Genomic DNA, 24853 nt, shown 5'->3' on the forward strand with positions numbered 1-24853 from the left:
CACCAACCTGCCGCCACCGGCGGCGTGGAGACCATCATGCAAGACGAAGAACGTCAGCCGGTGGCCTATGTGTCCGACAAGGTCCCGGAGGAGAGAATGGCTGAGCTGGTCGGTACGACCAAGCGGGCCCTGGAAGGCAAACGAAGCCGCGGCGTGATACCCGAGGGGGTCTGGAAGAAGATCGACGGCCGAATTTTTTACAGCATCAGGAGATACGAAGCGTGGCTGGAAGGAAGCTGGGGCTACCCACTGGAGTCGAATTCATCGGCGAATCAATCCGGATCCGTTTTACTTGGAACGGTGAGCGTCGGTCCGAAACTCTCGCGTACCCCCAGACCGCCAAGGGGATCAAAGCGGCAGCCGATCTACGCGCTCAAGTAACCAGCCTGGCCAAGCACGGCGTATTGGACGAAAAACGATACGCCGAGCTATTCCCGGACTCGAGTTACACGGCGCCAGCCAGCGAACTGATGTTTGGCGAATACGCTCAGAGCTGGCTAAACAGCCTGGAGGTGGTGCACGACACGCGGGTCAACTACAAAGGCTTGATGAACAACTACTGGATGCCCCATCTGGCAACACTGCCTATCAAAGCGGTCACTCCGATGGTGCTGAGAGAGGTGGTCGCGAAGACCGAGTGGAAGAGTTCGACAGTCAAGCGCGCCGCTATCGCCCGGGTCAAGGCGATGTTCCGCGCGGCTGTGTTTGACGAGGTAGTGGACAGGAACCCGGCGGCATCGATTCAGTTGCCGCAGAAGAACAGGAAGCAGGTCGACCCCTTCACGGTGGAAGAAGCGGAGGCCCTGATCGAATGGATGTACGAAAACTTTTCCCGGTGCAACCAGGTGTTCGCAGCATTCTACGAGTTCGCCTTTTACACCGGGATGCGTACCGGCGAGATCATGGCGCTACGCTGGGACGAGATCGATTTCGAGAAAAAGACGGCTCACATCTGCCGGATCGTGGTCGAGAAACAGGTGGTCGAGCGGACCAAAACCAAATACACCCGCACCGTGATGCTGAACAGCCGGGCCCTTGGCGCGCTAGCCAGGGCCAAGGACATCGCTCACTACCGTTCCAAACAAAAACGCCGGGTGTCGACCGAGTCGCCGTTCATCTTCCAGCCAGCAGGCTCGTCGCCACACATCACTGTACCCGAGACCGCCGGCAAGCACTTCAACCAGGCAGTCGAAGCGAAGGGCTTCAAGCATCGCCCTCAGTACAACTGCCGGCACACTTATGCCACGATGTGCCTCATGTCAGGGATGAACCCGGCTTTCATTGCAGGGCAGCTTGGGCACTCGGTTCAGGTGCTCCTTTCCACCTACGCGAAGTGGCTGAATTCGGCTAACGACTGGGCCGAATTGGCGAAACTGGAAACGAACGTAATTGGTACAGAATTGGTACAGGATTAAATTTCGTTCACGTTGCGCCCTTTAGATATAAGGCATTCGACAGGCGTTCAGCCATACTCCAGAATGCAGCGGTTTTTAGGGGGAAAACCCTTGCACAGCCAACGACATACCAACTTTTAGTGAGCCTCAACGTGAAAACATCCCTGTCCATCCTCAGCCTGCTGCTGTTGCTCACAGGTACTGCGACCCTTCCGTCGACCGCTGCTGCACAACCCCCGGCCCAGGTTCAACGCGACCCGTCCAAGCTGCACCTTGCCTCTGGCAGCGCCCTGCTGATCGACCTGAACACTAACCAGGAGCTGTATTCGAGCCACGCCGACCGCGTGGTGCCGATTGCCTCGGTGACCAAACTGATGACGGCGATGGTAGTGCTGGATGCCAAGCAGCCCATGGATGAGATGCTCACCATGACCATTGCCAACAACCCGGAAATGAAAGGCGTGTATTCGCGTGTGCGCCTGGGCAGCCAGCTCGACCGCCGCGAAACATTGCTGATTACCCTGATGTCTTCGGAAAACCGTGCGGCCAACACCTTGGCCAACCATTACCCCGGCGGCTACCCGGCGTTCATCAAGGCAATGAATGCCAAGGCCCGCAGCCTGGGCATGGCGCATACCCGCTACGTCGAGCCGACCGGCCTGTCGACGCAGAACGTATCCAGCGCCCGCGACCTGGCCAAGCTGCTTATGGCCTCGCGCAAGTACCCGATGCTGAGTGAACTGTCGACCACCCGCGAGAAGACCGTGGCCTTCCGCAAGCCCAACTACACCCTGGGCTTCCGCAACACCGACCACCTGGTGAACAAGAGCAACTGGGACATCAAGCTGACCAAGACCGGCTTCACCAATGAAGCCGGGCACTGCCTGGTGCTGCTGACCCGCATGGACAACCGCCCGGTGGCCATGGTCATTCTCGATGCCTTTGGCAAGTACACCCACTTCGCCGATGCCAGCCGCATGCGCCAGTGGCTGGAAACCGGTGCCGCCAAGCCGGCACCGGCGGTGGCCATGCAGTACAAGGCGGAGCGGCAGAACAAGGGGCGCCTGGCGGCCGAGTGAGCTGAGCCAGAAATGATAGGGCCCTGAACGGGCCCTATCGCAGCCCCAAGGTTTCAAGCCGTGGCGCTGACCATCCCGCCCGCACTGCTGCCGCCCTCTTGCTGCAACAGCTCCAGCAACTGCGCCGTGGCCGCCATGATCTGCCCGTTGATGGTGGCAATGCTCGCCTGCTTGGCCCCCACTGCAGCCGCCTTGGCAGCCTCGTCCATCTTGCTGTTCTGCAACGCAGCCAACTGCTTCTGCTCCTCGGCCAGTTGCTTCTGCAGATCCTTGATCAGTTGACGCAGCTCGGTCACCGCCTGCGAGTCGCCACTGTCTTCACTGTCGGTGGATTGCGCCTGGCTACCCGCTGAGACCTTCATGCTGTCACTGCTGATACTCAACGGGCCCAGTGCCTCACCGGCCTGTTTTGCCTGTTCGCGTTCAGTAGCTGCGTTCGCGCTCAGCGTCTGCGCTGAGACGCCATTGATCATCAGGTTGCTTGCCGTAATTCCGCTCATGTCGATTCCCTGCCAGAAAGATCGGTCCTTGCCGTAACCCCCCCCTATCGGCCGCCTCACGCAGTTCTTTAGCCCGCTTAAATTCCCCCTCGTCTGGCTCGTTCCAACTCATGTACTTGCGCAGGAGCCGGAGCCCCGGCGGGCGTCCAAATTCGACCATTCAGGGAATCGCAGCCATGAGCCAGCCCTCACAGCAGGAAACCATCAAAGATCTGATCGGCGTGGGCTTCGGCCCTTCCAACCTGGCCCTGGCCATCGCCCTGGAAGAACTCGCCGAGTCCCAGGGCCATGCCCTCGACGCGCTGTTCATCGACAAACAGCAGGACTACCGCTGGCACGGCGAAACCCTGGCCACCCAGAGCGAGTTGCAGATCTCGTTCCTCAAGGACCTGGTGTCGCTGCGTAACCCCACCAGCCCCTACAGCTTCGTCAACTACCTGCACCAGAAGCAGCGCCTGGCCGACTTCATCAACCTCGGCACCTTCTACCCCTGCCGCCTCGAGTACAACGACTACCTGCGCTGGGCCGCCGAGCACTTCGCCACCCAGGCGGTATATGGCGAGGAGGTGCTGCGCATCGAGCCGGAAGTGCACGCGGGTCGGGTCGAGCACCTGCGCCTGGTCTCGCGCGACGCACAAGGCCGCGAATACAGCCGCCGCACCCGTTCGGTGGTGGTCGGCAGCGGCGGCACGCCGAAAATCCCGGAAAAGTTCGGCGCCTTCAAGGACGACCCGCGGGTATTCCATCACTCCCAGTACCTGAGCAGCCTGAACAAGCTGCCGTGCACCACCGGCAAGCCGATGCGCATTGCCGTGATCGGTTCCGGCCAGAGTGCCGCCGAGGCGTTCATCGACCTCAATGACAGCTATCCGTCGGTCAAGGTCGACATGATTCTGCGCGGTTCGGCCCTCAAGCCTGCCGACGACAGCCCGTTCGTCAACGAGATCTTCTCGCCGGACTACACCGACCTGGTCTACAACGAACCGGCCGACCAGCGCAGCAAGCTCCTGGGCGAATACCACAACACCAACTATTCGGTGGTCGACCTCAACCTGATCGAACGCATCTACGGCATCCTCTACCGGCAGAAGGTCGCCCACCAGTACCGCCACAACGTGCTGTGCCGGCGCCAGGTCGAAGCCGTGGTGGCCACTCGCGAAGGCCTGGAACTGACCTTGCGCGACCTCGCCACCGGCCAGCAGCAAACCCACCGCTACGACGCAGTGATCCTCGCCACCGGCTACGAACGCCGCTCGCACCGTGATCTGCTGGCGCCCCTGGCCGGCTACCTGGACGATTTCAACGTCGACCGAAACTACCGCGTGCTGGCCAGTCCCGACCTGCAGGCCTCGGTGTACCTGCAGGGTTTCTGCGAGAACAGCCACGGCCTGAGCGACACCTTGCTCTCGGTGCTGCCGGCACGCGCCGCAGAAATTGGCCGCGCGCTGTACCAGGACCTGGGGCAGTTGCACGGCAAGCCGCAACCGGCAGTGGCCCTGACCCGCGCCTGATCCCTCCTGCCTCATGCCTTCCAGGCCGCCCTTGGCCTGAATCGATTGGGGCCGCTTTGCGGCCCATCGCCGGCAAGCCGGGCTCCCACAGGTACAGCACAGACCTCAAGGTTGCGCGTTCCCTGTGGGAGCCCGGCTTGCCGGCGATGGGCTGCGCAGAGCCCCAATGACAGTGACTGACAGGCATTGGCCTCAACCTTGAAACATTTGCTTGCATTTAAAGCGGCAGGTTTTCGATTCTCATTCGTCTTTATCAGTACAGCCCCTCTTTGGCTGGGCACACGCTCGACTCCCCATTGCAGAAGACCGTCAGATGGCCAAATCACCGAAAAAATCCAAATCCAGGCTGTGGTTCCTGGTCCACAGCTGGCTCGCCTTGCCGATCTGGTTCTTTGTCCTGATCGTCTGCTTCACCGGCATGCTCGCCGTGGTCAGCCAGGAAATCGTCTGGCTGGCCGACCCGGCCGTGCGCGCCAACAAGCCCGGCGCCGACGTCGAGCGCCTGAGCTTCCAGCAACTCCTGGAAGCCCTGCACAAGGCCGAGCCGGACATGGTGGTGGAGCGGCTCAACCAGCCCGACGGTTCGCACTTTGCGGTCAAAGCCAATGTCACCTTGCCTGACGGAACCAGCCCGACACTGTATGTAAACCCCTACACCGGGGCCATCCAGGGCAAGACCCCGGACTTCAACTTCGAAGCCTTCACCCGCGCTCTGCACGGCTGGTGGCTGGTGCCGTTCACCAACGGTTTCAGTTGGGGCTGGTACCTGGTGTCGCTGCTCGGCCTGCCCATGCTGGCTTCGCTGGTCACCGGCCTGGTGGTGTACAAGAAGTTCTGGAAGGGCTTCTTCAAGCCGGTGCGCACCGGCCATGGTTCGCGGATTTTCTGGGGCGACCTGCACCGCCTGGCCGGGGTCTGGTCGATCTGGTTCATTGCGGTCATTTCCATCACCGGTACCTGGTTCCTGATCCAGGCGATCCTGGCCGACAACCACATCACCATTTCCAGCCGGCCCGTCGTGCCGGTGATCGCCCGTGAGGACGTGCCGCAAACCCCGACTGGCAGCCCGGCACCGCGCATCGACCTGGATGAAGCGGCACGCATTGCCGGCCTGGCGATCCCGGGGCTGGAAATCAACTTCATCTCGCTACCGGCCACCGCCTACAGCCACGTCACCCTGGCCGGGCCGGGCTGGTACCCGCTGATGTTCCAGAGCGCTTCGGTAAACCCCTACACGCGCAATGTCGACAGCCAGTTCCTGATCAGCGACCGCTCGGCGCTGGAGTTCGTCACCGAGTCCATGCGCCCTCTGCACACCGGTGATTTCGGCGGCCTGCCGATCAAGCTGGTGTGGTTCTTCTTCGGCCTGGTCCTCACCCTGATGGTGTTCAGCGGCTTGCTGATCTGGACCAAGCGCACCGCCCAGGCCACCGCCGCCGCCCTCAAGCGCAGCGAGCGCACGCCGCGCATGACGCGCAATGCCCCCCCCGTGGAGATCCGTACATGAGCCAGGCCCAAGCCGTGCCCGCCAGCCCGCTGAAGCAACGATGGCTGAAGTGGCGTTTTCACCTGAACATCCTGCTGATCCTCATCCCGCTGGGCTTCATGCCCAAGTACTTCGCCGACGCCAAGCTGTTCCGCGGCGAAGCGGGCCTCGGCGCCAATGTGATCAGCGACATCCAGGTCGGCCCCTATACCCTGGACCTGGCCGAACTGCGTGACGAGCCCCCCCGCGCCGACGGCCCGGCCGGCCACTTCAAGGTCTTCAATGCATCGCTGTGCAAGGCCTGCATCAACGGCGTCAAGGCAGCCTACCTGCGCATCGGCAAGCCGCGCAGCCTGCGCGCCGCCGGCACCATTTTCTTCGGTGCACCGTACAACATGGGCACCTCGTTACCGATCCCGCCACGCACCAAGCCCGATGCGCAGATCTGGATCACCCTGGAAGGCTGGGACGGCAGCATGCACCAGGCGTCGGTCCCGCTGGCCAAGGCATCGCCAGCCACCGTGGCCTGGCTCGAGAAACAAGGAGGCAAGAAATGAAGCACGTGATGCGCACTCTCACCCTGCCCTTGCTGGTGCTGGCCGCTGGCCCGGCCCTGGCGCACAACCCGATGTGCGAATGCGAAGAACTGGCCAGCGGCCAGGTCAAGTGCACCGGCGGTTTCTCGGACGGCAGCGGTGCCCCCGGGGTAACCCTGGATGTGATCGGCTACGACGAACAGGTGCTGGTCGGCGGCAAGCTCGGTGATGACTCGACCCTCACCTTCAAGCGCCCGGACGGCGAATTCTACGTGCTGTTCGATGCCGGCCCCGGGCACGTGGTTGAAGTCGACTATGCCGATATCGCCCAGCCATGAGCCGCGCCCAAGTGATCCGCCCGGCCGGTGCCGGGCACGAAACCCTTTACGTGCTGCTGGTCAGCCTGCTGATCGTGGTACTCGCTGCCAGCGTGGTGCTGCTGCGCGGCGAACGTGAGGACGAACAGGCCATTGCCAGCCACCAGATCGACGCCCGTCGCGACCTCACCGCCGCCGAGCAAGGCCTGTACACCGACCTGCGGGTGGCCTTCGACGAGATCCTGCTGCTACGTGAAGAAAACGCCGCCGCGCCCAGCGTACAGGCCCTGGCCGAGGAGGGCCTGCCGCCGTTCGTGGTCGATGCCGGCAGCCAGAGCCGCGGCAGCCACCAATGGTCGTGGCTGGAACCCGGGGCCTACCTGGGCCGCAGCCAGGCCCCGGAAGTGGCCGGCAGCCTGCTGCTGATCCTGCCGGCCGACAGCACTGGCCAGGCCGATGTCTGGCTGCGCCGGGACAGCGCCGCCCTGCCCCCGGACGACCTCGGCCAGGCCGCCCTGATCGCCGCCGGCTGGCAGCAGGTGGTCAGCCACTACGACGCCGGGGTCACCCGCGAACACCGTCACTGAACCCAAGGACTCCCCCATGCTCCGCTCCGCCCTCGCCCTGCTCCTGGCCCTTGCCCTGCCGGCACTGGCCCTGGCCGATAACGGCAAGCCGCTGCGCATCGGCATCACCCTGCACCCCTACTACAGCTACGTGAGCAACATCGTCGGCGACAAGGCCGAAGTGGTGCCGCTGATTCCGGCAGGTTTCAACCCCCATGCCTACGAACCACGGGCCGAGGACATCAAACGCATCGGCACACTGGACGTGGTGGTGCTCAATGGCGTCGGCCATGACGATTTCGCCGACCGCATGATCGCCGCCAGCGAAAAGCCCGGCATCAACACCATCGAGGCCAACCAGAACGTACCGTTGCTGGCAGCCACCGGCATTGCTGCCCGCGGCGCCGGCAAGGTGGTCAACCCGCACACCTTCCTGTCGATCAGCACCACCATCGCCCAGGTCAACAACATTGCCCGCGAACTGGGCAAGCTCGACCCGGACAATGCCAGGCTGTACACGCAAAACGCCCGTGCCTATGCCAAGCGCCTGCGCACATTGCGTGCCGACGCACTGGCCAAGGTCACCGAGGCCCCCAGCGCCACCTTCCGCGTCGCCACCATTCATGCTGCCTACGACTACCTGGTGCGCGACTTCGGCCTGGAGGTGACCGCGGTGGTCGAGCCAGCCCATGGCATCGAACCCAGTCCGGCCCAGCTGAAGAAGACCATCGACCAGCTCAAGGCGCTGGACGTGCGGGTGATCTTCTCGGAAATGGACTTTCCATCGGCCTATGTCGAAACCATCCAGCGTGAATCCGGCGTGCGCCTGTACCCACTGACGCACATTTCCTACGGCGAATACACCAAGGACAAGTACGAGGTGGAGATGAAACGCAACCTCGACACCGTGGTCCGCGCCATTCAGGAGAACCGCGCATGACCGCCGCCGCCAACCTGGTGGCAGCCTGCGGGCCGCGCATCGAGTTCGCCGGCATCGACCTGACCCTGGGCCGCACCCGCATCCTCGAACAGGTCAGCTTCAACGTCGCCGCTGGCAGCGTGCATGCCATCGTCGGCCCCAACGGCGGCGGCAAGAGCTCGCTGATCAAGACCCTGCTCGGGCAAATGCCGCACCAGGGCCAGCTGACCCTGCACTGGCCCGGCGAACGCGAAGTGATCGGCTATGTGCCGCAGGCACTGGAGTTCGACCGTGGCCTGCCGATGACCGTGGACGACTTCATGGCTGCCATGTGCCAGCGCCGCCCCGCCTTCCTCGGCCTGTCGCGCCGTGTGCAGCCGGCCATCGACGCGGCCCTGGCACAGGTCGGCATGCTGGACAAGCGCAAACGGCGCATGGGCGCGCTGTCTGGCGGCGAACGCCAGCGCGTGCTGCTGGCCCAGGGCCTGATCCCCGAGCCGCAACTGCTGGTGCTGGACGAGCCGATGTCGGCCCTTGATGAAGCCGGCATCCAGGTGTTCGAGCAACTGCTGCTGGGCTGGCGCCAGGCCGGCACCACCGTGCTGTGGATCGAGCACGATCTGGAGGCCGTGCTGCGCCTGGCCGACCGGGTTACCGGCCTGAGCCGCCAGGTACTGTTCGACGCCCCACCCGCCCAGGCCCTGACCCCGGAGCGCCTGCTTGGCCTGTTCTCCGTTCACCCGCGTAGCGAGAGCCTTGCCTGATGAGTTTTGAAACCTTTCGCCAAACAGTCCAGGACTGGGCCACTGCCGGCTACCTGCCCGAGGCGCTGGCCTACGGCTTCGTGGTCAACGCTCTGCTGGCCGGCCTGATGATCGGCCCGGTGCTGGGCGGCCTGGGCACCCTGGTGGTGGTCAAGCGCTTTGCCTTCTTCTCCGAGGCAGTCGGCCATGCCGCGCTGACCGGCGTGGCCATCGGCATCCTGCTGGGCGAGCCCTACACCGGCCCCTATGGCAGCCTGTTCGGCTACTGCCTGCTGTTCGGCATCTTGCTCAACTTCCTGCGCAATCGCACCGGGCTGTCGCCGGACACCCTGATCGGCGTGTTCCTGTCGGTGTCGCTGGCGCTGGGCGCCAGCCTGCTGCTGATGCTGGCGGGCAAGATCAACGTGCACATCCTCGAGAACGTGCTGTTCGGCTCGGTGCTGACCGTGAGCGGCCAGGACCTGGTGGTGCTGGGCATCGTCGCGGCGCTGGTGCTGGTGCTGGCCGTGCCGCTGTACAACCGTATCATGCTGGCCAGTTTCAACCCGCAACTGGCGGCCGTGCGCGGCGTGGCGGTGAAAACCCTGGACTACCTGTTCGTGGTACTGGTGACCCTGGTCACCGTGGCCTCGGTGAAGGTGATCGGGGCGATCCTGGTCGGGGCGCTGCTGGTAATTCCCGCTGCCGCCGCACGCTTGGTCAGCCAGTCGCTGAAGGGCTTTTTCTTCCTGTCGGTGCTGATCGCCACGCTGAGCACGCTGCTCGGCATCCTGCTGCCGATCGTTTTCGACCTGCCGGTGCCGTCCGGCGCCGCGATCATCCTGGTGGCCGGCATCTGCTTCGCCCTCGCGGCGCTGGCCCGCGCCCTCGTCCCCCGCCTGCAAGGAAACTCGGCATGAACCTGAAACGCCTGACTCTGGTACTGGCCCTGGCCGGCCTGCCGTCGTTGTCTTTCGCCACGCAAGTGCTGACCACCCTGCCCGTCACCCACAGCCTGGCCAGCGCCCTGCTCGACGGCACAGCGGTGCAGCTCACACGTGCAGCGCCCGCCAACCTGCCGGCCAGCCGCCAGCCGTCCTATTTCAGCGGGCGGGGTGGTGCCGGCCTGCACAAGGCCGCGCAGCAGGCCGACGCGGTGATCGGCGTGCGCTCGATCTGGCGTGACGACCCGCTGTACCCGATGGCCCGGCGCAGCAATATCCGGATCGTCGAGATCGACGCCGCCCGGCCGTTGGATGGCGCGCTGCCGGGTATTGCGGTGAACGGTGACGAGGCCTATGGCGCCTACCCCTGGCTCAACCCGAGCAACTTCGGGCGCATGGCCGATGTGGTGGCCAATGACCTGGAACGGTTGGCACCAGACGACAAGGCGAAGATCCAGGGCAACCTGGCGGGGCTCAAGCGCCAGTTGCTGGAGCTGTCAGCCAGCAGCCAGACGCGATTGGCCAAAGTCGACAATCTGACGGTGGTGAGCTTGTCGGAGCGGCTGGGTTATCTGGCCAGCGGGTTGAACCTCGACGTGGTCGAGCAACCGTTGCCGGCCGAGTGGGATGCGGCTGCGCTGAAGGCACTGGGTGACAATCTGAAGGCGCAGGATGTGGCACTGGTGCTGGACCACCGGCAGCCGGAGGCGGCTGTGGCCGAGGTGATCAAGGCAGCCGGGGCGAAGCTGGTGGTGGTGGAAAGTGACCCTGAGGATGCGCTTGCCGGATTGAAGGCCAGTGTGGATCAGGTGGTTGGGGCATTGGCCGAAAGCTGATAGCGCCTATGCCGGCCTCTTCGCGGGCTTGCCCGCTCCCACAGGTACCTCACTGCTCTCTGGCCCTGTGCTATCCCTGTGGGAGCGGGCAAGCCCGCGAAGAGGCCGGTGCAAAACGTAGACAGCTAACGCTTCATGCACCGCTGATAGCGCTCATCCACCCGCCCGGCAAACCACGCCGTGGTCAGCTTGCGGGTGATCTTCGGGCTTTTCAGCTGGATCCCCGGCAGCACCGCCCGTGGCAGCGGCTTGCCGGCCGCGGCCTCCGCCAGCGCAAACACCCCGTTGTACAGCTTGCCGTCCTCGAAGGCCAAGCTATCGCCCTCCTCCAGCTGGCTGCGAATCTGCGGGTTGCGCAACCCAAGCTTCGCCCCCAGCTTGCGCGCTGCCTGTTCGGTAGTGCCCGGCATGATCGAGCCCGGCGCTACCAGATCGCCGTCCAGCGCCAGCGTCACCCCCGTCGCCTTGCTCAGTGCCGCCTGAAATGCCGCATTGCGACTGGCGTACCAGCCCGCGTTGAAATCGGCAAAGCGATACAGCTGGCGATCGTAGTTGGCCGAATAGCCTAGCAAGTGGGCGATACCGAAATACATGCCGCCGCGCCGGGTGAACACTTCCTGGCGAATGCTGCCGTCGTGGCTGTAGGGGTAATCCCGCGCATGCTTTTCGGCGAAGTCGATGCTGACCTGCATCGGCCCACCGGTATGCACCGGGTTCAGCCCGCCCAACAAGGTCTTGCCCAGCGGCACGCGAGCGATGACCTCATCGTACAGTTCGCTCAACTGCTTCTCGCTGCGCACCGCCTGCAAGCGTTGCTGGTAGCTCTTGCCGTTACCCGACGGCGTCTTCAGTGCACCGTCGACCAGCAGCTTGGGGATATGCAGGCGCGCGGCGCGGCGGTCGATTTCCTCACGGGCGATACGCCCCAGGTTGGGCACCTGCGGGTCGGCGCTGAAGGTCGACTCCTGCTCGGTCACCGCCAGCACCGCGCACAGGTTGCTCTTGCCGGGGGCAATGCGCTGGGCCTCGAACGCCACCTGAATGTCCCGGGCCCAGCCCTCCCGGTCCTTGGCCTGGGCGGGCAACAGCCGCAGCAGTTGGGCGCGGACCTTGGCCGGGTCCGCCTCGGGCGCTTCCTCACGGCGCCCGGCGCAGCCTTGCAGCAGCGCCAGGGCCATCAACCCGGCAGCCAGTAACCGGCCGTTCAGGGCTGTTCACCGACCAGATAGGTCTTGCTGATGTGGCGGAACAGCGGGTGGCCGGCACTGCCCATAAGCTCGAACAGGACCATTTCGCGGGTCACCACCTGCGCCCCCGCCGCCCGCATGCGCGCCAGGCCTGCGGCCTTGCTCGCCGGGGTACGGCTGTCACAGGCATCCTCGACCACGAACACCTGCTTGCCCAGTGCCAGCAGGCCAAGCACGGTCTGCAGCACACAGACGTGGGTTTCCATGCCGCAGACAATCACTTGCTCCCGGGCCATCAGACTTGCTGGCAGGCACTCGGCGGCCACGCAGGAAAAATGGCTTTTCTCCACCACCTCTGCGGCCGGCGCTGCGGCCAGCAGCTCGGCCAGGGTATGGCCCAGGCCCTTGGGGTACTGCTCGGAAATCACCGTCGGCAGTTCCAGCTCGGCCGTCGCCGCCAGTAACCAGCGGGCTCGCGCGCGGGTGCCTTCAGGGTCGCTCATGGCGCCGATGAGTTTTTCCTGGATGTCGACGACCAGCAGCGTGGCCTTGTGGGGATCGATCAGCATTGTCTGCCTCTTGCCTGGGAAAAGGCCTAGCCTCCACCAGGCAAGCGGTAACGTCAATCAGGCGGACAGCCGAAGCGGTTGCAGCGACGCGGCCAGCGCAGCGAGCACCCGGTCCTCATGTTCATGGATGAAGAAGTGACCGCCGGGGAACATCTGCAGCGAGAACGCGCCGTGGGTTTCCCTGCGCCAGGCCTGCAACTGCTCGTCACTGGCCCGGTCCTGCATGCCGCCCAACACGTGCAGCGGGCACTGCAACGCCGGCCGCTGGCGGTAGGCGTAGGTACCACAGAGCAGGAAGTCGGCGCGCAGGGTGGGCAAGGTCAGGCTCATCAGCTCGGCGTTGGCCAGCACTTCCTCGGGCGTGCCCTGAAGCTCGCGCAACTCGCCGATCAACTCGGCGTCGCTCTTGGGCTCGCGCCAGTTCTTGCCGTCGTAGTCCTCACGGCGGGTCGGCGCTGCGGTGCCGCAGGCGAACAAGGCCAGTGGCGGCGGGCAGCCCAGCGCTTGCAGCTCATGGGCCAGTTCGAAGGCCAGCAATGCGCCCAGGCTATGGCCGAGCAGCGCGTAGGGAGTGCTGGCCGCCAGGCGCTGTTCGGCGGCCAGTTGCCGGGCCAGGGCCTGCATGTCGGTGTGCAGTGGCTCGGCCATGCGCGCACCACGCCCGGGTAGCTCCACCGGGCGTACCTGCAGCCACGCCGGCAGCTTGCGCCGCCAGCGGCTGTAGACCATGGCGCTGGCCCCGGAATACGGCAGGCACAGCAGGTTCAACGCAGTCACTGGGCGGCGGCTTCGGCCATTTTCTGGCGCAGGCTCAGCGGGCGCATGTCGGTCCAGACCTCGTCGATGTAGGCCAGGCAATCCTTCTTCAGGCCGCTCTTGCCGACGGCACGCCAGCCATTGGGGATGGCTTTGTAATCGGGCCAGATCGAGTATTGCTCTTCGTGGTTGACCACTACCTGAAACTGGATATCGTCGCGGTCGAAAACGGAAGTCATTGCCTGTCTCCTTGAGTGATGAATGCCGCTGCGCGCCTGGCGCAGGGGGGCTTTCAAGTAGACGTAGCGTGCGGCGGAAAAATTAGTGGGGCCTGACGCTCCCACGCCGGGATGAAAGATCAGGTATCACGCAGCAGGTCGTGGGTATCGAGCAACCGGAAGGCAACCTGCGGGTTGCGCTCCAGCCCACGACGGATTGCCGCCGGGATCGACTGCCGGGTCTTGCGACACAGCCCGGGCTGGTCGTCCAGTTCGATAACGATGCCGCGCATGGTCCGCACTTCATTGAAGCCAGGGGCGATGTGCACGCGGATGCCAAGGTTTTCGTACATCCGTTGCTGCAGGCGCTGCAGGTCTTCCAGGTCCTTGAGGTTTTCCAGGCGTTCGAGCAGGCGCTTTTCTTCCTGGCGGGTCAGCAGGAGGATGCGCTGGGCTGTCTGCGGGTGGTTGGCCAGGTGTTCGCGGCCACAGTCGCAGGCGCCAGGCGGACAGGGTTGGCGCAGGGGGGGAGAACTGGTCATTGGGCAAGCATAGCCAGTTTTTGTGCCTCTTGTGCGGGCCCTATTGCCGGCAAGCCGGTCCCCCCAGGAGCTGCGATGGCCTGAAAAAAGTTTCCTGAGAGGATAAAAAATTTCACAAACCTCTAGACCGCCAACCCTGACTTCGCCTATAAATTGCCTAAAGGAAATTTATATTCCTACAAAGAAACAACCCTTCGCCTCCTCGCGAAGCTTCTTTTGCCCTTGTGCCCGATCTGCCCCACTCCATCACGAGGCCTATCCGACATGCACCCCGCTCCCGATCACTTCATCCTGCGCGTCAGCTGCCCGGCCGTGTCCGGCATCGTCGCCGCAGTGACCACCTACCTGGCCGAGCACGGTTGCTACATCAGCGAGATGGCGCAGTTCGACGACGAGGACAACGGGCGCTTCTTCATGCGCGCGGTGTTCCGCTACAACACCGGTGTCACGGGCGACACGCCGCAGCTGGAGGCCGGCTTTGCCGATGTCGCCCAGCGTTTCGACATGCAGTGGAGCCTGCACAGCAGCGCCCGGCCAATGCGCGTGCTGCTGATGGTGAGCAAGTTCGACCACTGCCTGTCCGACCTGCTGTACCGCCATGCCAAGGGCGAACTGGACATGCAGATCACCGCCGTGGTCTCCAACCACCTGGACCTGCGCCCGATGGCCGAGCGCCAGGGCATCCGTTTCGTCTACCTGCCGGTCAGCAAGGACACCAAGGCCGAACAGGAAGCCGCGCTGCTGCGCATCGTCGAGGACACCGGCACCGAACTGGTGGTGCTGGCGCGCTACATGCAGATCCTCTCCGACGATCTGTGCCGCCAGCTGTCGGGCCGGGCGATCAACATCCACCATTCGTTCCTGCCCGGTTTCAAGGGCGCCAAGCCTTATCACCAGGCCTACCAGCGCGGGGTGAAGCTGATCGGCGCCACTGCCCACTACGTTACCAGCGACCTGGACGAAGGCCCGATCATCGAGCAGGAAGTACAACGCGTGGACCATGCCTATGCACCGGACGACCTGGTGGCCATCGGCCGCGACACCGAGACCATCGCCCTGTCCCGCGCCGTGAAGTACCACCTGGAGCACCGGGTGTTCCTGAACCACGACCGCACGGTGATCTTCAAATGAGCGCCATTCCCGGTGTCAAGCTGATCGACGGCAAGGCCACCGCGACGCGGGTGCTGGCCGAGGTGCGCGAGCAGGTTCGGGAACTGCGCCAGGGCGGCGTGCAACCGGGCCTGGCCGTGGTGCTGGCAGGCACCGATGCCGCCAGCCAGGTGTATGTGCGCAACAAGGTGCTGCGTGCTGAGGAGGTGGGCATCCGCTCGCTGGAGCATCGCCTGCCCGCCGACACCAGTCAGGCCCAGCTGCTGGCGCTGATCGAGCGCCTGAACCGCGACCCCGAGGTCAACGGCATCCTGGTGCAACTGCCGTTGCCGGCCCATATCGACGAACACCGCATTCTCCAGGCGATCAGCCCACTGAAGGATGTGGACGGCTTCCACAGCGAGAACGTCGGCGGCCTGGCCCAGGGCCGCGATGTGCTCACCCCGTGCACGCCCAGCGGCTGCATGCGCCTGCTGCGCGATGCCTGTGGCGAGCTGCGCGGCAAGCATGCGGTAGTGGTCGGCCGCTCGAACATCGTTGGCAAGCCCATGGCCGCCCTGCTACTGCAGGCGGACTGCACGGTGACCGTGGTGCACTCGCGCAGCCGCGACCTGCCGGCGTTGTGTCGCCAGGCCGACATCCTGGTGGCCGCAGTGGGCAAGCCGAGGCTGATCGGTGCCGACTGGCTCAAGCCCGGCGCGGTGGTGATCGATGTCGGTATCAACCGCATCGATGAAGGCGGCCACAGCCGCCTGGTCGGCGATGTCGACTTCGCCGCCGCGTTGCCCCGGGTGGCGGGTATCACTCCGGTGCCCGGCGGCGTCGGCCCGATGACCATCGCCTATCTGATGAAAAACACCCTGCTCGCCCTCGACCTGCAGCAACAGGCCGCCCACCAGGAGCGCACCACATGCCTTTCGCCCTGCTGAAATACGGCCTGAGCGCCGACTACCCGATGGAGGTCGACCTGCCGCCACCGTGCGAACTCAAGCCACGCTATGACGTGGTGATCATCGGCGGCGGTGGCCACGGCCTGGCAATTGCCTACTACCTGGCCAAATACCACGGTGTCACCAATGTCGCCGTGCTGGAAAAGGCCTATCTGGGCGGCGGCAACACTGCGCGCAACACAGCGGTGATCCGCTCCAACTATCTCACCAGCGAAGGTGTGCGCTTCTACGCAGAATCGGTGCGCATGTTCCAGAACCTGTCGAACGAGTTCGACTTCAACATCATGTATTCCGAGCGCGGCCAGCTCACCCTGGCGCATACCGACGCCACCGTGCGCGCCTTCCGCCAGCGCGCCGAGGTCAACAAGCACTTCGGTGGCCGTACCGAAATGATCGACCGCCAGCAGATCCGCGAACTGGTACCCAGCCTGAACCTGGACCCGGGCCACCTGCCGGTACTGGCCGGCCTGTGGCACATCGACGGCGCTACCGCGCGCCACGACGCGGTGGCCTGGGGCTACGCCAGGCAGGCGGCCAAGCGCGGCGTCGAGATCCACCAGCTGACCGAAGTGCAGGACCTGCTGATCCGTAACGGCCGCATCGAGGCAGTGAAGACCAACCGTGGCACCGTGCAGTGCGGCTGCGTGGTGCAGGCGGTGGCCGGCGCCAGCTCGCTGCTGATGGCCAAGGCCGGCATCCGCGCGCCGATCCACACCTACCCGCTGCAGGCCATGGTCACCCAGCCGTTCAAGCCGTTCCTCGATCCGCTGGTCAGCTCGTCGGCGCTGCACTGCTACGTGCAGCAGACCAGCCGTGGCGAGATCGTCTTTGGTGGCGGCTCCGACCCTTACCCGCTGTACAACACCCGCTCCACCCTCGACCTCAAGGAAAGCCTGCTGGCCCACGCCATCGAGATGTTCCCGTTCATGGCCAACGCCAAGCTGATGCGCCAGTGGGCCGGGATGACCGACATGACCCCGGACTACAGCCCGATCATGGGCCTGTCGCCGGTGCACAACTATTACCTGGACGCCGGCTGGGGCACCTGGGGTTTCAAGGCCACGCCAATCTGCGGCAAGACCATGGCCGAGTTGGTCGCCAGCGGCGGCAAGGTACCGGAGCTGATCGCCCCCTTCGCCCTGGAGCGCTTCAGCCGCTTTCAGCAAGTCAACGAAATGGGCGCCACTGCGGCCAGCCATTAGGAGCGACGACGATGAAGATCCTGACCTGCCCCTTGAACGGCCCGCGCAATATCAGCGAGTTCACCTACGGCGGCGAGTTCAAGCACATGCCCGACCCGGCCACCTGCAGCGACGCCGAATGGGCCGACTATGTGTTCAACAGCGACAACCTGGCCGGGGTGGTGATCGAGTGGTGGCTGCACAACGCCTCCAGCTACTGGTTCCTGGCCGAACGCCACACGGTAAGCGACCAGGTGCTGCGCACCTTCGACCCGAAAGAACTGTTCGACCGCCGCGTCGACTTCGCCCCCGCCGCCACCCCGGAGATTGCCGGATGAACAGCCACACTCGCCTCCCCGCGCCCATGGGCCTGCTGATCGACCGCGAGCGGCCCCTGCGCTTCCAGTTCGACGGCCAGGCCTGCCAGGGCTTTGCCGGTGACAGCATCGCCAGTGCCCTGCTCGGCAGCGGCCGCTGGCTGCTGTCGCGCTCGTTCAAGTATCACCGCCCGCGCGGCCCGCTTAGCATGGCCGGGCAGGACGCCAACACCCTGGTGCAACTGCCGGACGAGCCCAACGTGCTGGCCGACCTGGAAGCCGTTCGCGACGGCCTGGTGGTCGAAGGGCAGAACTTCAACGGCAGCCTGGAGCACGACCGCGACGCGTACCTGGGCAAGTTCTCGCGCTTCATGCCGGTGGGCTTCTATTACCGTTCCTTCTACAAGCCCAAGGGCATGTGGAAGGTGTGGGAGCCGCTGATCCGCAAGAAGGCCGGCCTGGGCGTGCTCGACCTCGGCTTCAAACCGCACTATCACGACAAGGCCTATCTGTTCGTTGACCTGGCCGTAATCGGTGCCGGCCCGGCGGGCCTGCGTGCGGCACTGGACGCGGCCGATGCCGGGGCCAAGGTGTTGCTGATCGAGCAACAGCCGGTGCTTGGTGGCTCGCTCACCTACGCCCGCTTCGACATCGCCGGCACCCGCGCCGCCAGCCTGCGCCAGGAACTGCTGGCTGCCGTCGAGGGCCACCCGAACATCCAGGTGCTGCTGGAAGCCACCTGCAATGGCTGGTTCACCGACAACTACCTGCCGGTGATCCAGCACAAACGCCTGTACAAGGTGCGCGCCAGCCGCTGCCTGGTGGCGGCCGGCTCGTTCGACCAGCCGGTGGTGTTCCGCAACAACGACCTGCCGGGGGTCATGCTGACCAGCGCCGCGCAGCGGCTGATGAAGCTGTACGCGGTAAAGCCTGGCCAGCGCGCGGTAATCCTCACCGGCCACGATGACGGTTACCTCGCCGCCCTCGACCTGCAGGAGCAAGGCGTGGCCGTGGCCGCGGTGGTCGACATGCGCGCCGCGCCAGCCGATGCCGCACTGGCCGCCGAACTGAAGCGCCGCGATATACCCGTGCACCTGGGCAGCACCGTGTACGAGGCCCTGCACGAAGCAGGCATGCGCCACGTGAGTGGTGTGGACATTCGCCCGATCACCGGCCAGGGCAAGGTCGGCCCGCATGGCCTGCGTCTGGCCTGCGACCTGCTGTGCATGTCGGCAGGCTACATGCCGGTTTACCAGTTGCTGTGCCAGGCCGGTGGCAAGCTGGCTTACGACGTCAACCGCGACGAGTTCGCCATCAGCAACCTGCCGGCCGGGCTGGATATCGCCGGCTCGGTGAACGGCTGTCACGCACTGGGCAATGTACTGGCCGACGCCACTCGCGGGGCTGCCGAAGCGCTGGCAGCGCTGGGCCTGGAATCGCCGACGCAGCCAGTGTTCAGCGCCGAAGCCAAGGTCAACTTCCCCTGGCCGATCTTCCCCCACCCCAAAGGCAAGGATTTCGTCGACTTCGACGAAGACCTGCAAGTGCGCGACATCGTCAACGCCACCCGCAGCGGCTACCGCGACGTGCAGTTGGTCAAGCGCTTCTCCACGGTCGGCATGGGCCCCTCCCAGGGCCGCCATTCGGCGCTGCCGACCGCCCGCCTGGTGGCCCACGCCACCGGGCGCAGCATCAGCGAGACCGGGGTGACCACCGCTCGTCCACCGTTCCAGGCAGAAAAACTGGCCCATGTCGCTGGCCGCGCCTTCGACCCGTACCGGCAAACGCCGATGCACCGCCGCCACCTGGAAGCCGGGGCGAAGATGATGCCCGCCGGCATCTGGCAGCGCCCGGCCTATTATGGCAAGCCCGAGGAACGTGAACGCTGCATGCAGGAGGAAGCGCGCCACGTGCGCGAGAAGGTCGGCCTGATCGACGTTTCCACCCTCGGCGGCCTGGACGTGCGCGGCCCCGACGCCGCCGAACTGCTTGAGCGCCTGTACACCTTCGGCTTCGCCAAGCTGGCCATCGGCCGCACCCGCTACGCGCTGATGACCAACGAGCACGGCGTGGTGATCGACGATGGCGTGTGCGCTCGACTGGCCGAGCAGCACTTCTACGTCACCGCCACCACCAGCGGCGTCGACCGCATCTACCAGCAGATGCTTAAGTGGAACGCGCAGTGGCGCCTGGACGTGGACATCACCAACGTCACCGCCGCCCTGGCCGCGGTCAACCTGGCCGGGCCGCTGTCACGCCAGGTGCTGGCCAAGCTGTGTGACGAGGTGGACCTGTCGGCCGAGGCCTTCCCTTACCTCGGCGTACGCCAGGGCAAGGTGGCTGGCATTGCCGCGCGCATCCTGCGGGTCGGCTTTGTTGGTGAACTGGGCTACGAAGTGCACGTGCCGGCGCGGCACGCCGAGCGCCTGTGGGACGCCTTGATGCAAGCCGGCGCGGGGTTGGGCATTCGCCCGTTCGGTGTCGAGACCCAGCGCCTGCTGCGCCTGGAAAAGGGCCATGTGATCATCAGCCAGGACACCGACGGCATGACCCACCCGGCGGAGATCGACATGCAGTGGGCCATCGGCCGAAAGAAGCCATTCTTCGTCGGCAAGCGCTCGATCGAGATCCTCGAAGCGCAGCCGCTCAAGCGCAAACTGGTCGGCTTCACCCTGCCCAAGGGCAGCCCGCAACCGCTGGAGGGGCATCTGGTGCTGGACGGCCCGGACATCAGCGGCAACGTCACATCCTGCGAATACTCGCAAACCCTGGGGCAAATCATCGGACTGGCTTACGCCGGCGCCCATCAGGCTACGCCTGGCATGCATATCCCGATCCGCGTGGAGGGTGGCGTGATGGTCAATGCCAAGGTGGTGCCCCTGCCCTTCCACGATCCCGACAACCTGCGCCAGGAGCTCTGAGCCATGACCAGTTTGCAAGCCGAAGCTTTTGTTCCACACAGCCCGCGGGCCGAGCTGTTGCACACCTGCGCGTTGACTGACCTGACCGATCTGGCACGGGTCGGGTTTCGTGGGGGCGACAGTGCCGCTTATCTGCAGGCGCGTGGCTACCACTTGCCGTCGCTGCCCAACCAGGCCGTGCGCCAGCAAGACGGTGGCTGGGTAGCGCGCTTGTCGCAGACCGAGTACCTGCTGCTGGGCAGCCTGGCCGACGACGGTGCACGGGTGGCTGCCGAAGAGGCCGGGTGGGTGCAGGAAGCCCAGCGCAACTACCTGCTGCCGCGCCAGGACAGCCATGCCTGGCTGCAGCTGTCAGGGGTGCACTGCAGCACGGTGATGGCCAAGTTGTGCGGGGTGGACTTGCGTGCCCAGGCGTTTCCCGTTGGGGCAGTGGCGCAGACCTCGGCGGCGCGGATCAACGTGATCGTGCTGAACGTGGGGAGTGATGAGAGGCCGGCGTTGCAGTTGCTGTTTGATCGGGCATCGCTGGCGTATTTCCGTGAAGCAGTGCTGGATGCCATGGACGAGTTCGAGGGTGGTTGGGTCGGGGTGGAGGAGTTGATGCAATAACCTTGTACCGGCCTCTTCGCGGGTAAACCCGCTCCTACAGGGTCATCACAAGGCTTGGGTGCTGTGGCATACCTGTGGGAGCGGGCAGGCTCGCGAAGAAGCCAACGCGGTGGCTGGCACCGGCTGCGCCGGTGTTCGCGGGCACGCCCGCTCCCACAGGCTCATCACAAGGTTTGGGGGCTGTGGAGTACCTGTGGGAGCGGGTTCACCCGCGAAGAAGTCAACGCGGTGGCTGGCACCGGCTGCGCCGGTGTTCGCGGGCGTGCCCGCTGCCACAGGGTCATCACAAGGCTTGGGGGCTGTGGAGTACCTGTGGGAGCGGGCGTGCCCGCGAAGAAGCTCACTCAATACCGAAGGTCAGAGCTGCACCAACCGCTCACGCAGGAAGTTCACAAACCCCTGCACCGGCCGCGCCACCTGTCGGTGCTGCGGGTACACCGCCGACAGCTGCAGCGCCGGCGGTCGCCACTCATCCAGCACCGTCACCAGCCGCCCATCTGCCAGTGCCTGGCCCACGATGAAGGTTGGCAGATAAGTCACCCCCATCCCGGCAATCGCCGCATCCCTTAGCAGCTCGCCATTGTTCGCCCGCATCCGCCCGGCCACCTGGATCGCCTGTGCCTTGCCGCCCTGACTGAACTGCCACTGCACCTGCCGCGAATGCCCATAGGGCAGGCAGTCATGCCCAGCCAACTGCTCCGGCCTGGCCGGCACGCCCCGCGCTTCCAGGTACACCGGGCTCGCACAATACACCCGCTCGACACTGGCAATACGCCGGGCAATCAGGCTGGAATCCTCCAGCGCACCAATCCGCAGCGCCAGGTCATAACCCTCGCCAATCAGGTCCACGGCGCGGTCGCTCAAATCCACTTCCACATCCACCTGCGGGTGCAACTGCAGAAACTCGGTCAGCAGGCAGCCCAGGTGCGCCATGGCGAACGACAGCGGCGCGCTCAGGCGCAAGGTGCCGCGCAAGGCCTGTGCCTGGCCACTGATGTCGTGCTCCACCTGCTGCACTTCGCCGAGCAGGCGCAGCGCCGACTGGTAGTAGTGCTGGCCCAGCGGCGTGGCGTCCAGGCGCCGGGTGGAGCGATTGAGCAGGCGCACGCCCAGGCGCTCCTCAAGCTGCATCAGGCGCCGGCTGACCGATTGCTTGGACATGCCCAGGCGGTCGGCAGCGGCGGTGAAACTGCCGGCCTCCATCACCTGGGCAAAGATGCGCATGTCTTCGTAAGGGTTCATTGTCTTGCTCACAGTGACAGTCAAACGCTTTATAGCGGCTTTTTCCCATCGATGCATCTCCCTAATCTACGCACAAGTCGCAGCGATGGCCCTGAAGGCCAGGCAAGACGCCCACTACCAACACTTGCACAGAAAAGGATTCGCTCATGAACATTGTCCACAAAACCCTTACCGCCTCCCTGCTGGCCCTGTCCGTTTCCAGCGCCTTCGCCGCTGGCAGCCCGGGCGTCGAACAGCACACCCAGGCCTTCCTCGAAGCCCTGGAGCAAGGCGGCGGCAAGCCGCTGGAACAGCTCAGCCCGAAAGACGCCCGCGCCGTGCTGACCGGCGCCCAGGCTTCGGTCAAGGTCGACCTCTCCGGTATCGAAGTGAAGGAACGCACCATCCAGGCCAACGGCGAGTCGATCAAGCTGCAAGTGGTACGCCCGGCCAATGTGAAGGGTGACCTGCCGGTGTTCATGTTCTTCCACGGTGGCGGCTGGGTACTCGGTGACTTCCCGACCCACCAGCGGCTGATCCGCGATCTGGTGGTTGGCTCTGGTGCGGTGGCGGTCTATGTGGACTACACCCCGTCGCCGGAAGCGCATTACCCGACGGCGATCAACCAGGCCTACGCCGCCACCCAATGGGTGGCCGAGCATGGCAAGGAAATCGGCGTGGACGGCAAGCGCCTGGCTGTGGCCGGCAACAGCGTCGGCGGCAACATGGCGGCAGTAGTTGCCTTGAAAGCCAAAGAGGCCGGCACCCCGGCCCTGCGCTTCCAGCTGCTGCTGTGGCCGGTGACCGATGCCAGCTTCGAGACCGCGTCGTACAAGCAGTTTGCCGAGGGACACTTCCTCACCACCGGTATGATGAAATGGTTCTGGGACAACTACACCACCGATGCCAAGGCACGGGAACAGATTTACGCCTCGCCGCTGCGCGCCAGCAGCGAACAGCTCAAGGGCCTGCCGCCAGCACTGGTGCAGACGGCCGAGTTCGACGTGCTGCGCGACGAAGGTGAAGCGTATGCCCGCAAGTTGAATGCGGCAGGTGTGACGGTGACCTCGGTGCGCTACAACGGGATGATTCATGACTATGGGCTGCTCAACCCGTTGAACCAGGTGCCGGCTGTGAAGGCGGCGATGCGACAGGCTGCCGGTGAATTGAAAGTGCACCTGCAATAACCTCATCCACCCATGCGGCAGGGCCTGGTGCCCTGCCCGTTCAGGAGACCTGTCATGCTGACCGTACGCAACGCCCAAGACCGCGGCCTGGCCTTCCATGGTTGGCTGAAGTCCTTCCACACCTTCTCCTTCGGCCATTACCGCAACCCGGACGAGCAAGGTTTCTCCGACCTGCTGGTGATCAACGACGACCGCGTCATCCCAGGCAAGGGCTTTGGCGAACACCCGCACCGCGACATGGAGATTTTCTCCTACGTGCTGGAAGGCGCGCTGGAGCACAAGGACACGCTGGGCACCGGCTCGGTGATCCGCCCGGGCGATGTGCAGCTGATGAGCGCTGGCCACGGCGTGGCCCACAGCGAGTTCAACCACAGCCAGGTGCAGCCGGTGCACTTCCTGCAGATCTGGATCGTGCCGAACGTGCAAGGGGCAACACCGCGTTACCAGCAACAGCATTTCAGTGCCGAGGAAAAGCGCGGCAAGCTGCGCCTGATCATCTCGCCGGATGGCGCCGAAGGGTCGTTGCAGGTGCGGCAGAATGCGCGGGTGTATGCCGGTCTGTTCGACGGTGACGAACGCGCCACCCTGACCTTGCCGGAAAACCGCCATGCCTATGTGCATGTGGCCCGGGGCAGTGTCGAGCTCAATGGGCAGCTGCTCAATGAAGGGGATGGCGTTCGGGTAAGGCAGGAACAGCTGCTGGAGCTGGGCAACGGGGTGGATGCCGAGGTGCTGGTGTTCGACCTGCGGCCGCATGAATTGCCTGGCATGCCATAAGGCAGGTCCGGCCCTTTCGCGGGTAAACCCGCTCCCACAGGTACGCCACAGTCTTCGAAATCTGTGGCGTACCTGTGGGAGCGGGTTTACCCGCGAAGAGGCCGCAAGTTCAACTCAAGGCTCGAACCCTTCGACGATGATCACCTCAGCCTTCGCCACTCCCTGACGATGTCTGCAAGCCTCCTGGTACAGCTCGGACCGATAACACGCCAGCGCCCGCTCATACGAATCGAACTCGATCACCACGCTACGCTGAGGGGTGGGCCGCCCTTCCATCGCCTCGCTACGCCCGCCACGGGCCAGGAAGCGGCCGCCGAATGCCTTGAAGGCAGCCGGGGCGCGCTGGGTGTACTGCTGGTATTGCTCGGGGTCGGTCACGTCCACATGGGCGATCCAATAGGCCTTCATGCGCTGCTCTCCTGTTACGGCGATATTTGTGTATGATGGTATACCATAATAATCACCCCACCACAGTGA

28 protein-coding genes are annotated in these 24853 nt (G+C 64.7%); 20 read left to right on the forward strand and 8 right to left on the reverse strand.

Features of this window, described 5'->3' with window-relative positions:
* Positions 1-36 precede the first annotated feature (36 nt).
* The 3 genes from J5M71_RS29660 to pbpG all read left to right on the forward strand — a co-directional run bounded on the left by J5M71_RS29660 (position 37) and on the right by pbpG (position 2473).
* Positions 37-381, forward strand: a complete 345-nt coding sequence (locus J5M71_RS29660; RefSeq protein WP_258229932.1) for a hypothetical protein — start codon at positions 37-39, stop codon at positions 379-381.
* Complete coding sequence (locus J5M71_RS16170; protein WP_347709867.1) at positions 282-1415, forward strand: tyrosine-type recombinase/integrase; 1134 nt, start codon at positions 282-284, stop codon at positions 1413-1415. Before J5M71_RS29660 ends, J5M71_RS16170 begins: the two co-directional genes overlap by 100 nt.
* Before the next feature lie 131 nt (positions 1416-1546).
* Positions 1547-2473 (forward strand): D-alanyl-D-alanine endopeptidase, encoded by a 927-nt coding sequence (gene pbpG / locus J5M71_RS16175; protein ID WP_063915020.1) that lies wholly within the window; start codon positions 1547-1549, stop codon positions 2471-2473.
* 53 nt (positions 2474-2526) lie between these two features.
* Here the strand turns inward: pbpG and J5M71_RS16180 are convergent, their stop codons facing one another.
* Positions 2527-2973: a hypothetical protein gene (locus J5M71_RS16180; RefSeq protein ID WP_063915091.1), complete on the reverse strand. Its 447-nt coding sequence runs from the start codon at positions 2971-2973 to the stop codon at positions 2527-2529.
* 176 nt (positions 2974-3149) lie between these two features.
* On the opposite strand from J5M71_RS16180, the gene J5M71_RS16185 reads away from it, so the two are divergent.
* The 9 genes from J5M71_RS16185 (at position 3150) to J5M71_RS16225 (ending at position 10831) form a co-directional block, all read left to right on the forward strand.
* Complete coding sequence (locus J5M71_RS16185; protein WP_207833708.1) at positions 3150-4484, forward strand: SidA/IucD/PvdA family monooxygenase; 1335 nt, start codon at positions 3150-3152, stop codon at positions 4482-4484.
* Positions 4485-4797: 313 nt separating this feature from the next.
* Complete coding sequence (locus J5M71_RS16190) at positions 4798-5991, forward strand: PepSY domain-containing protein (RefSeq protein ID WP_207833710.1); 1194 nt, start codon at positions 4798-4800, stop codon at positions 5989-5991.
* Positions 5988-6527: a thiamine pyrophosphate-binding protein gene (locus J5M71_RS16195; protein ID WP_207833718.1), complete on the forward strand. Its 540-nt coding sequence runs from the start codon at positions 5988-5990 to the stop codon at positions 6525-6527. The genes J5M71_RS16190 and J5M71_RS16195 overlap by 4 nt, the downstream gene beginning before the upstream one ends.
* Positions 6524-6844 (forward strand): hypothetical protein, encoded by a 321-nt coding sequence (locus J5M71_RS16200; RefSeq protein ID WP_063915024.1) that lies wholly within the window; start codon positions 6524-6526, stop codon positions 6842-6844. Before J5M71_RS16195 ends, J5M71_RS16200 begins: the two co-directional genes overlap by 4 nt.
* A complete protein-coding gene (locus J5M71_RS16205; protein ID WP_207833721.1) occupies positions 6841-7410 on the forward strand; it encodes a DUF6162 family protein in 570 nt (189 codons plus the stop codon). Before J5M71_RS16200 ends, J5M71_RS16205 begins: the two co-directional genes overlap by 4 nt.
* A 16-nt stretch (positions 7411-7426) precedes the next feature.
* Complete coding sequence (locus tag J5M71_RS16210; protein ID WP_063915026.1) at positions 7427-8329, forward strand: metal ABC transporter substrate-binding protein; 903 nt, start codon at positions 7427-7429, stop codon at positions 8327-8329.
* Entirely contained in the window at positions 8326-9072 is a 747-nt protein-coding gene (locus J5M71_RS16215) for a metal ABC transporter ATP-binding protein (protein ID WP_207833723.1), read from the forward strand. Before J5M71_RS16210 ends, J5M71_RS16215 begins: the two co-directional genes overlap by 4 nt.
* Positions 9072-9971, forward strand: a complete 900-nt coding sequence (locus J5M71_RS16220) for a metal ABC transporter permease (protein WP_207833725.1) — start codon at positions 9072-9074, stop codon at positions 9969-9971. The genes J5M71_RS16215 and J5M71_RS16220 overlap by 1 nt, the downstream gene beginning before the upstream one ends.
* Entirely contained in the window at positions 9968-10831 is an 864-nt protein-coding gene (locus J5M71_RS16225; protein ID WP_207833735.1) for a zinc ABC transporter substrate-binding protein, read from the forward strand. Before J5M71_RS16220 ends, J5M71_RS16225 begins: the two co-directional genes overlap by 4 nt.
* A 125-nt stretch (positions 10832-10956) precedes the next feature.
* Here the strand turns inward: J5M71_RS16225 and J5M71_RS16230 are convergent, their stop codons facing one another.
* The 5 genes from J5M71_RS16230 to J5M71_RS16250 form a co-directional block, all read right to left on the reverse strand.
* The gene (locus J5M71_RS16230) at positions 10957-12009 is read right to left on the reverse strand and encodes a DUF1615 domain-containing protein (protein ID WP_207833748.1); all 1053 of its coding nucleotides are present in this window, start codon (positions 12007-12009) and stop codon (positions 10957-10959) included.
* 26 nt (positions 12010-12035) lie between these two features.
* A complete protein-coding gene (locus J5M71_RS16235) occupies positions 12036-12587 on the reverse strand; it encodes a hydrolase (protein ID WP_043199084.1) in 552 nt (183 codons plus the stop codon).
* 57 nt (positions 12588-12644) lie between these two features.
* Positions 12645-13364, reverse strand: coding sequence for an alpha/beta fold hydrolase (locus J5M71_RS16240; RefSeq protein ID WP_207833750.1), 720 nt, complete (start codon positions 13362-13364; stop codon positions 12645-12647).
* Complete coding sequence (locus J5M71_RS16245) at positions 13361-13582, reverse strand: MbtH family protein (protein WP_003256222.1); 222 nt, start codon at positions 13580-13582, stop codon at positions 13361-13363. The genes J5M71_RS16240 and J5M71_RS16245 overlap by 4 nt, the downstream gene beginning before the upstream one ends.
* A gap of 119 nt (positions 13583-13701) precedes the next feature.
* The gene (locus J5M71_RS16250; protein ID WP_063915033.1) at positions 13702-14103 is read right to left on the reverse strand and encodes a hypothetical protein; all 402 of its coding nucleotides are present in this window, start codon (positions 14101-14103) and stop codon (positions 13702-13704) included.
* 264 nt (positions 14104-14367) lie between these two features.
* On the opposite strand from J5M71_RS16250, the gene purU reads away from it, so the two are divergent.
* Genes purU through J5M71_RS16280 form a run of 6 tightly spaced genes read left to right on the forward strand, consistent with a single transcriptional unit; the run spans position 14368 to position 21191 of the window.
* On the forward strand, positions 14368-15234 hold the full coding sequence (gene purU / locus J5M71_RS16255) for a formyltetrahydrofolate deformylase (RefSeq protein ID WP_013973142.1): 867 nt from the start codon (positions 14368-14370) through the stop codon (positions 15232-15234).
* A complete protein-coding gene (gene folD, locus J5M71_RS16260) occupies positions 15231-16142 on the forward strand; it encodes a bifunctional methylenetetrahydrofolate dehydrogenase/methenyltetrahydrofolate cyclohydrolase FolD (RefSeq protein WP_207833764.1) in 912 nt (303 codons plus the stop codon). Before purU ends, folD begins: the two co-directional genes overlap by 4 nt.
* Complete coding sequence (locus J5M71_RS16265; RefSeq protein ID WP_207833773.1) at positions 16124-17365, forward strand: FAD-dependent oxidoreductase; 1242 nt, start codon at positions 16124-16126, stop codon at positions 17363-17365. Before folD ends, J5M71_RS16265 begins: the two co-directional genes overlap by 19 nt.
* Positions 17366-17376: 11 nt before the next feature.
* Entirely contained in the window at positions 17377-17682 is a 306-nt protein-coding gene (locus tag J5M71_RS16270; protein WP_063915037.1) for a sarcosine oxidase subunit delta, read from the forward strand.
* On the forward strand, positions 17679-20582 hold the full coding sequence (locus tag J5M71_RS16275) for a 2Fe-2S iron-sulfur cluster-binding protein (RefSeq protein WP_207833782.1): 2904 nt from the start codon (positions 17679-17681) through the stop codon (positions 20580-20582). The genes J5M71_RS16270 and J5M71_RS16275 overlap by 4 nt, the downstream gene beginning before the upstream one ends.
* 3 nt (positions 20583-20585) lie before the next feature.
* The gene (locus J5M71_RS16280) at positions 20586-21191 is read left to right on the forward strand and encodes a sarcosine oxidase (RefSeq protein WP_207833798.1); all 606 of its coding nucleotides are present in this window, start codon (positions 20586-20588) and stop codon (positions 21189-21191) included.
* Positions 21192-21548: 357 nt separating this feature from the next.
* Here the strand turns inward: J5M71_RS16280 and J5M71_RS16285 are convergent, their stop codons facing one another.
* Positions 21549-22433, reverse strand: a complete 885-nt coding sequence (locus J5M71_RS16285; RefSeq protein WP_207833806.1) for a LysR family transcriptional regulator — start codon at positions 22431-22433, stop codon at positions 21549-21551.
* A 146-nt stretch (positions 22434-22579) separates the two neighbouring features.
* On the opposite strand from J5M71_RS16285, the gene J5M71_RS16290 reads away from it, so the two are divergent.
* Together J5M71_RS16290 and J5M71_RS16295 are read left to right on the forward strand one after the other, a co-directional pair.
* Entirely contained in the window at positions 22580-23599 is a 1020-nt protein-coding gene (locus J5M71_RS16290; protein ID WP_207833808.1) for an alpha/beta hydrolase, read from the forward strand.
* Between the two features lie 54 nt (positions 23600-23653).
* Positions 23654-24376 (forward strand): pirin family protein, encoded by a 723-nt coding sequence (locus J5M71_RS16295; protein ID WP_207833810.1) that lies wholly within the window; start codon positions 23654-23656, stop codon positions 24374-24376.
* A gap of 114 nt (positions 24377-24490) precedes the next feature.
* Here the strand turns inward: J5M71_RS16295 and J5M71_RS16300 are convergent, their stop codons facing one another.
* Positions 24491-24784, reverse strand: coding sequence for a DUF1330 domain-containing protein (locus J5M71_RS16300; protein ID WP_207833812.1), 294 nt, complete (start codon positions 24782-24784; stop codon positions 24491-24493).
* Between the last annotated feature and the right edge of the window lie 69 nt (positions 24785-24853).

This window comes from Pseudomonas sp. 43(2021), assembly GCF_017490805.1.
Classification (GTDB): domain Bacteria; phylum Pseudomonadota; class Gammaproteobacteria; order Pseudomonadales; family Pseudomonadaceae; genus Aquipseudomonas.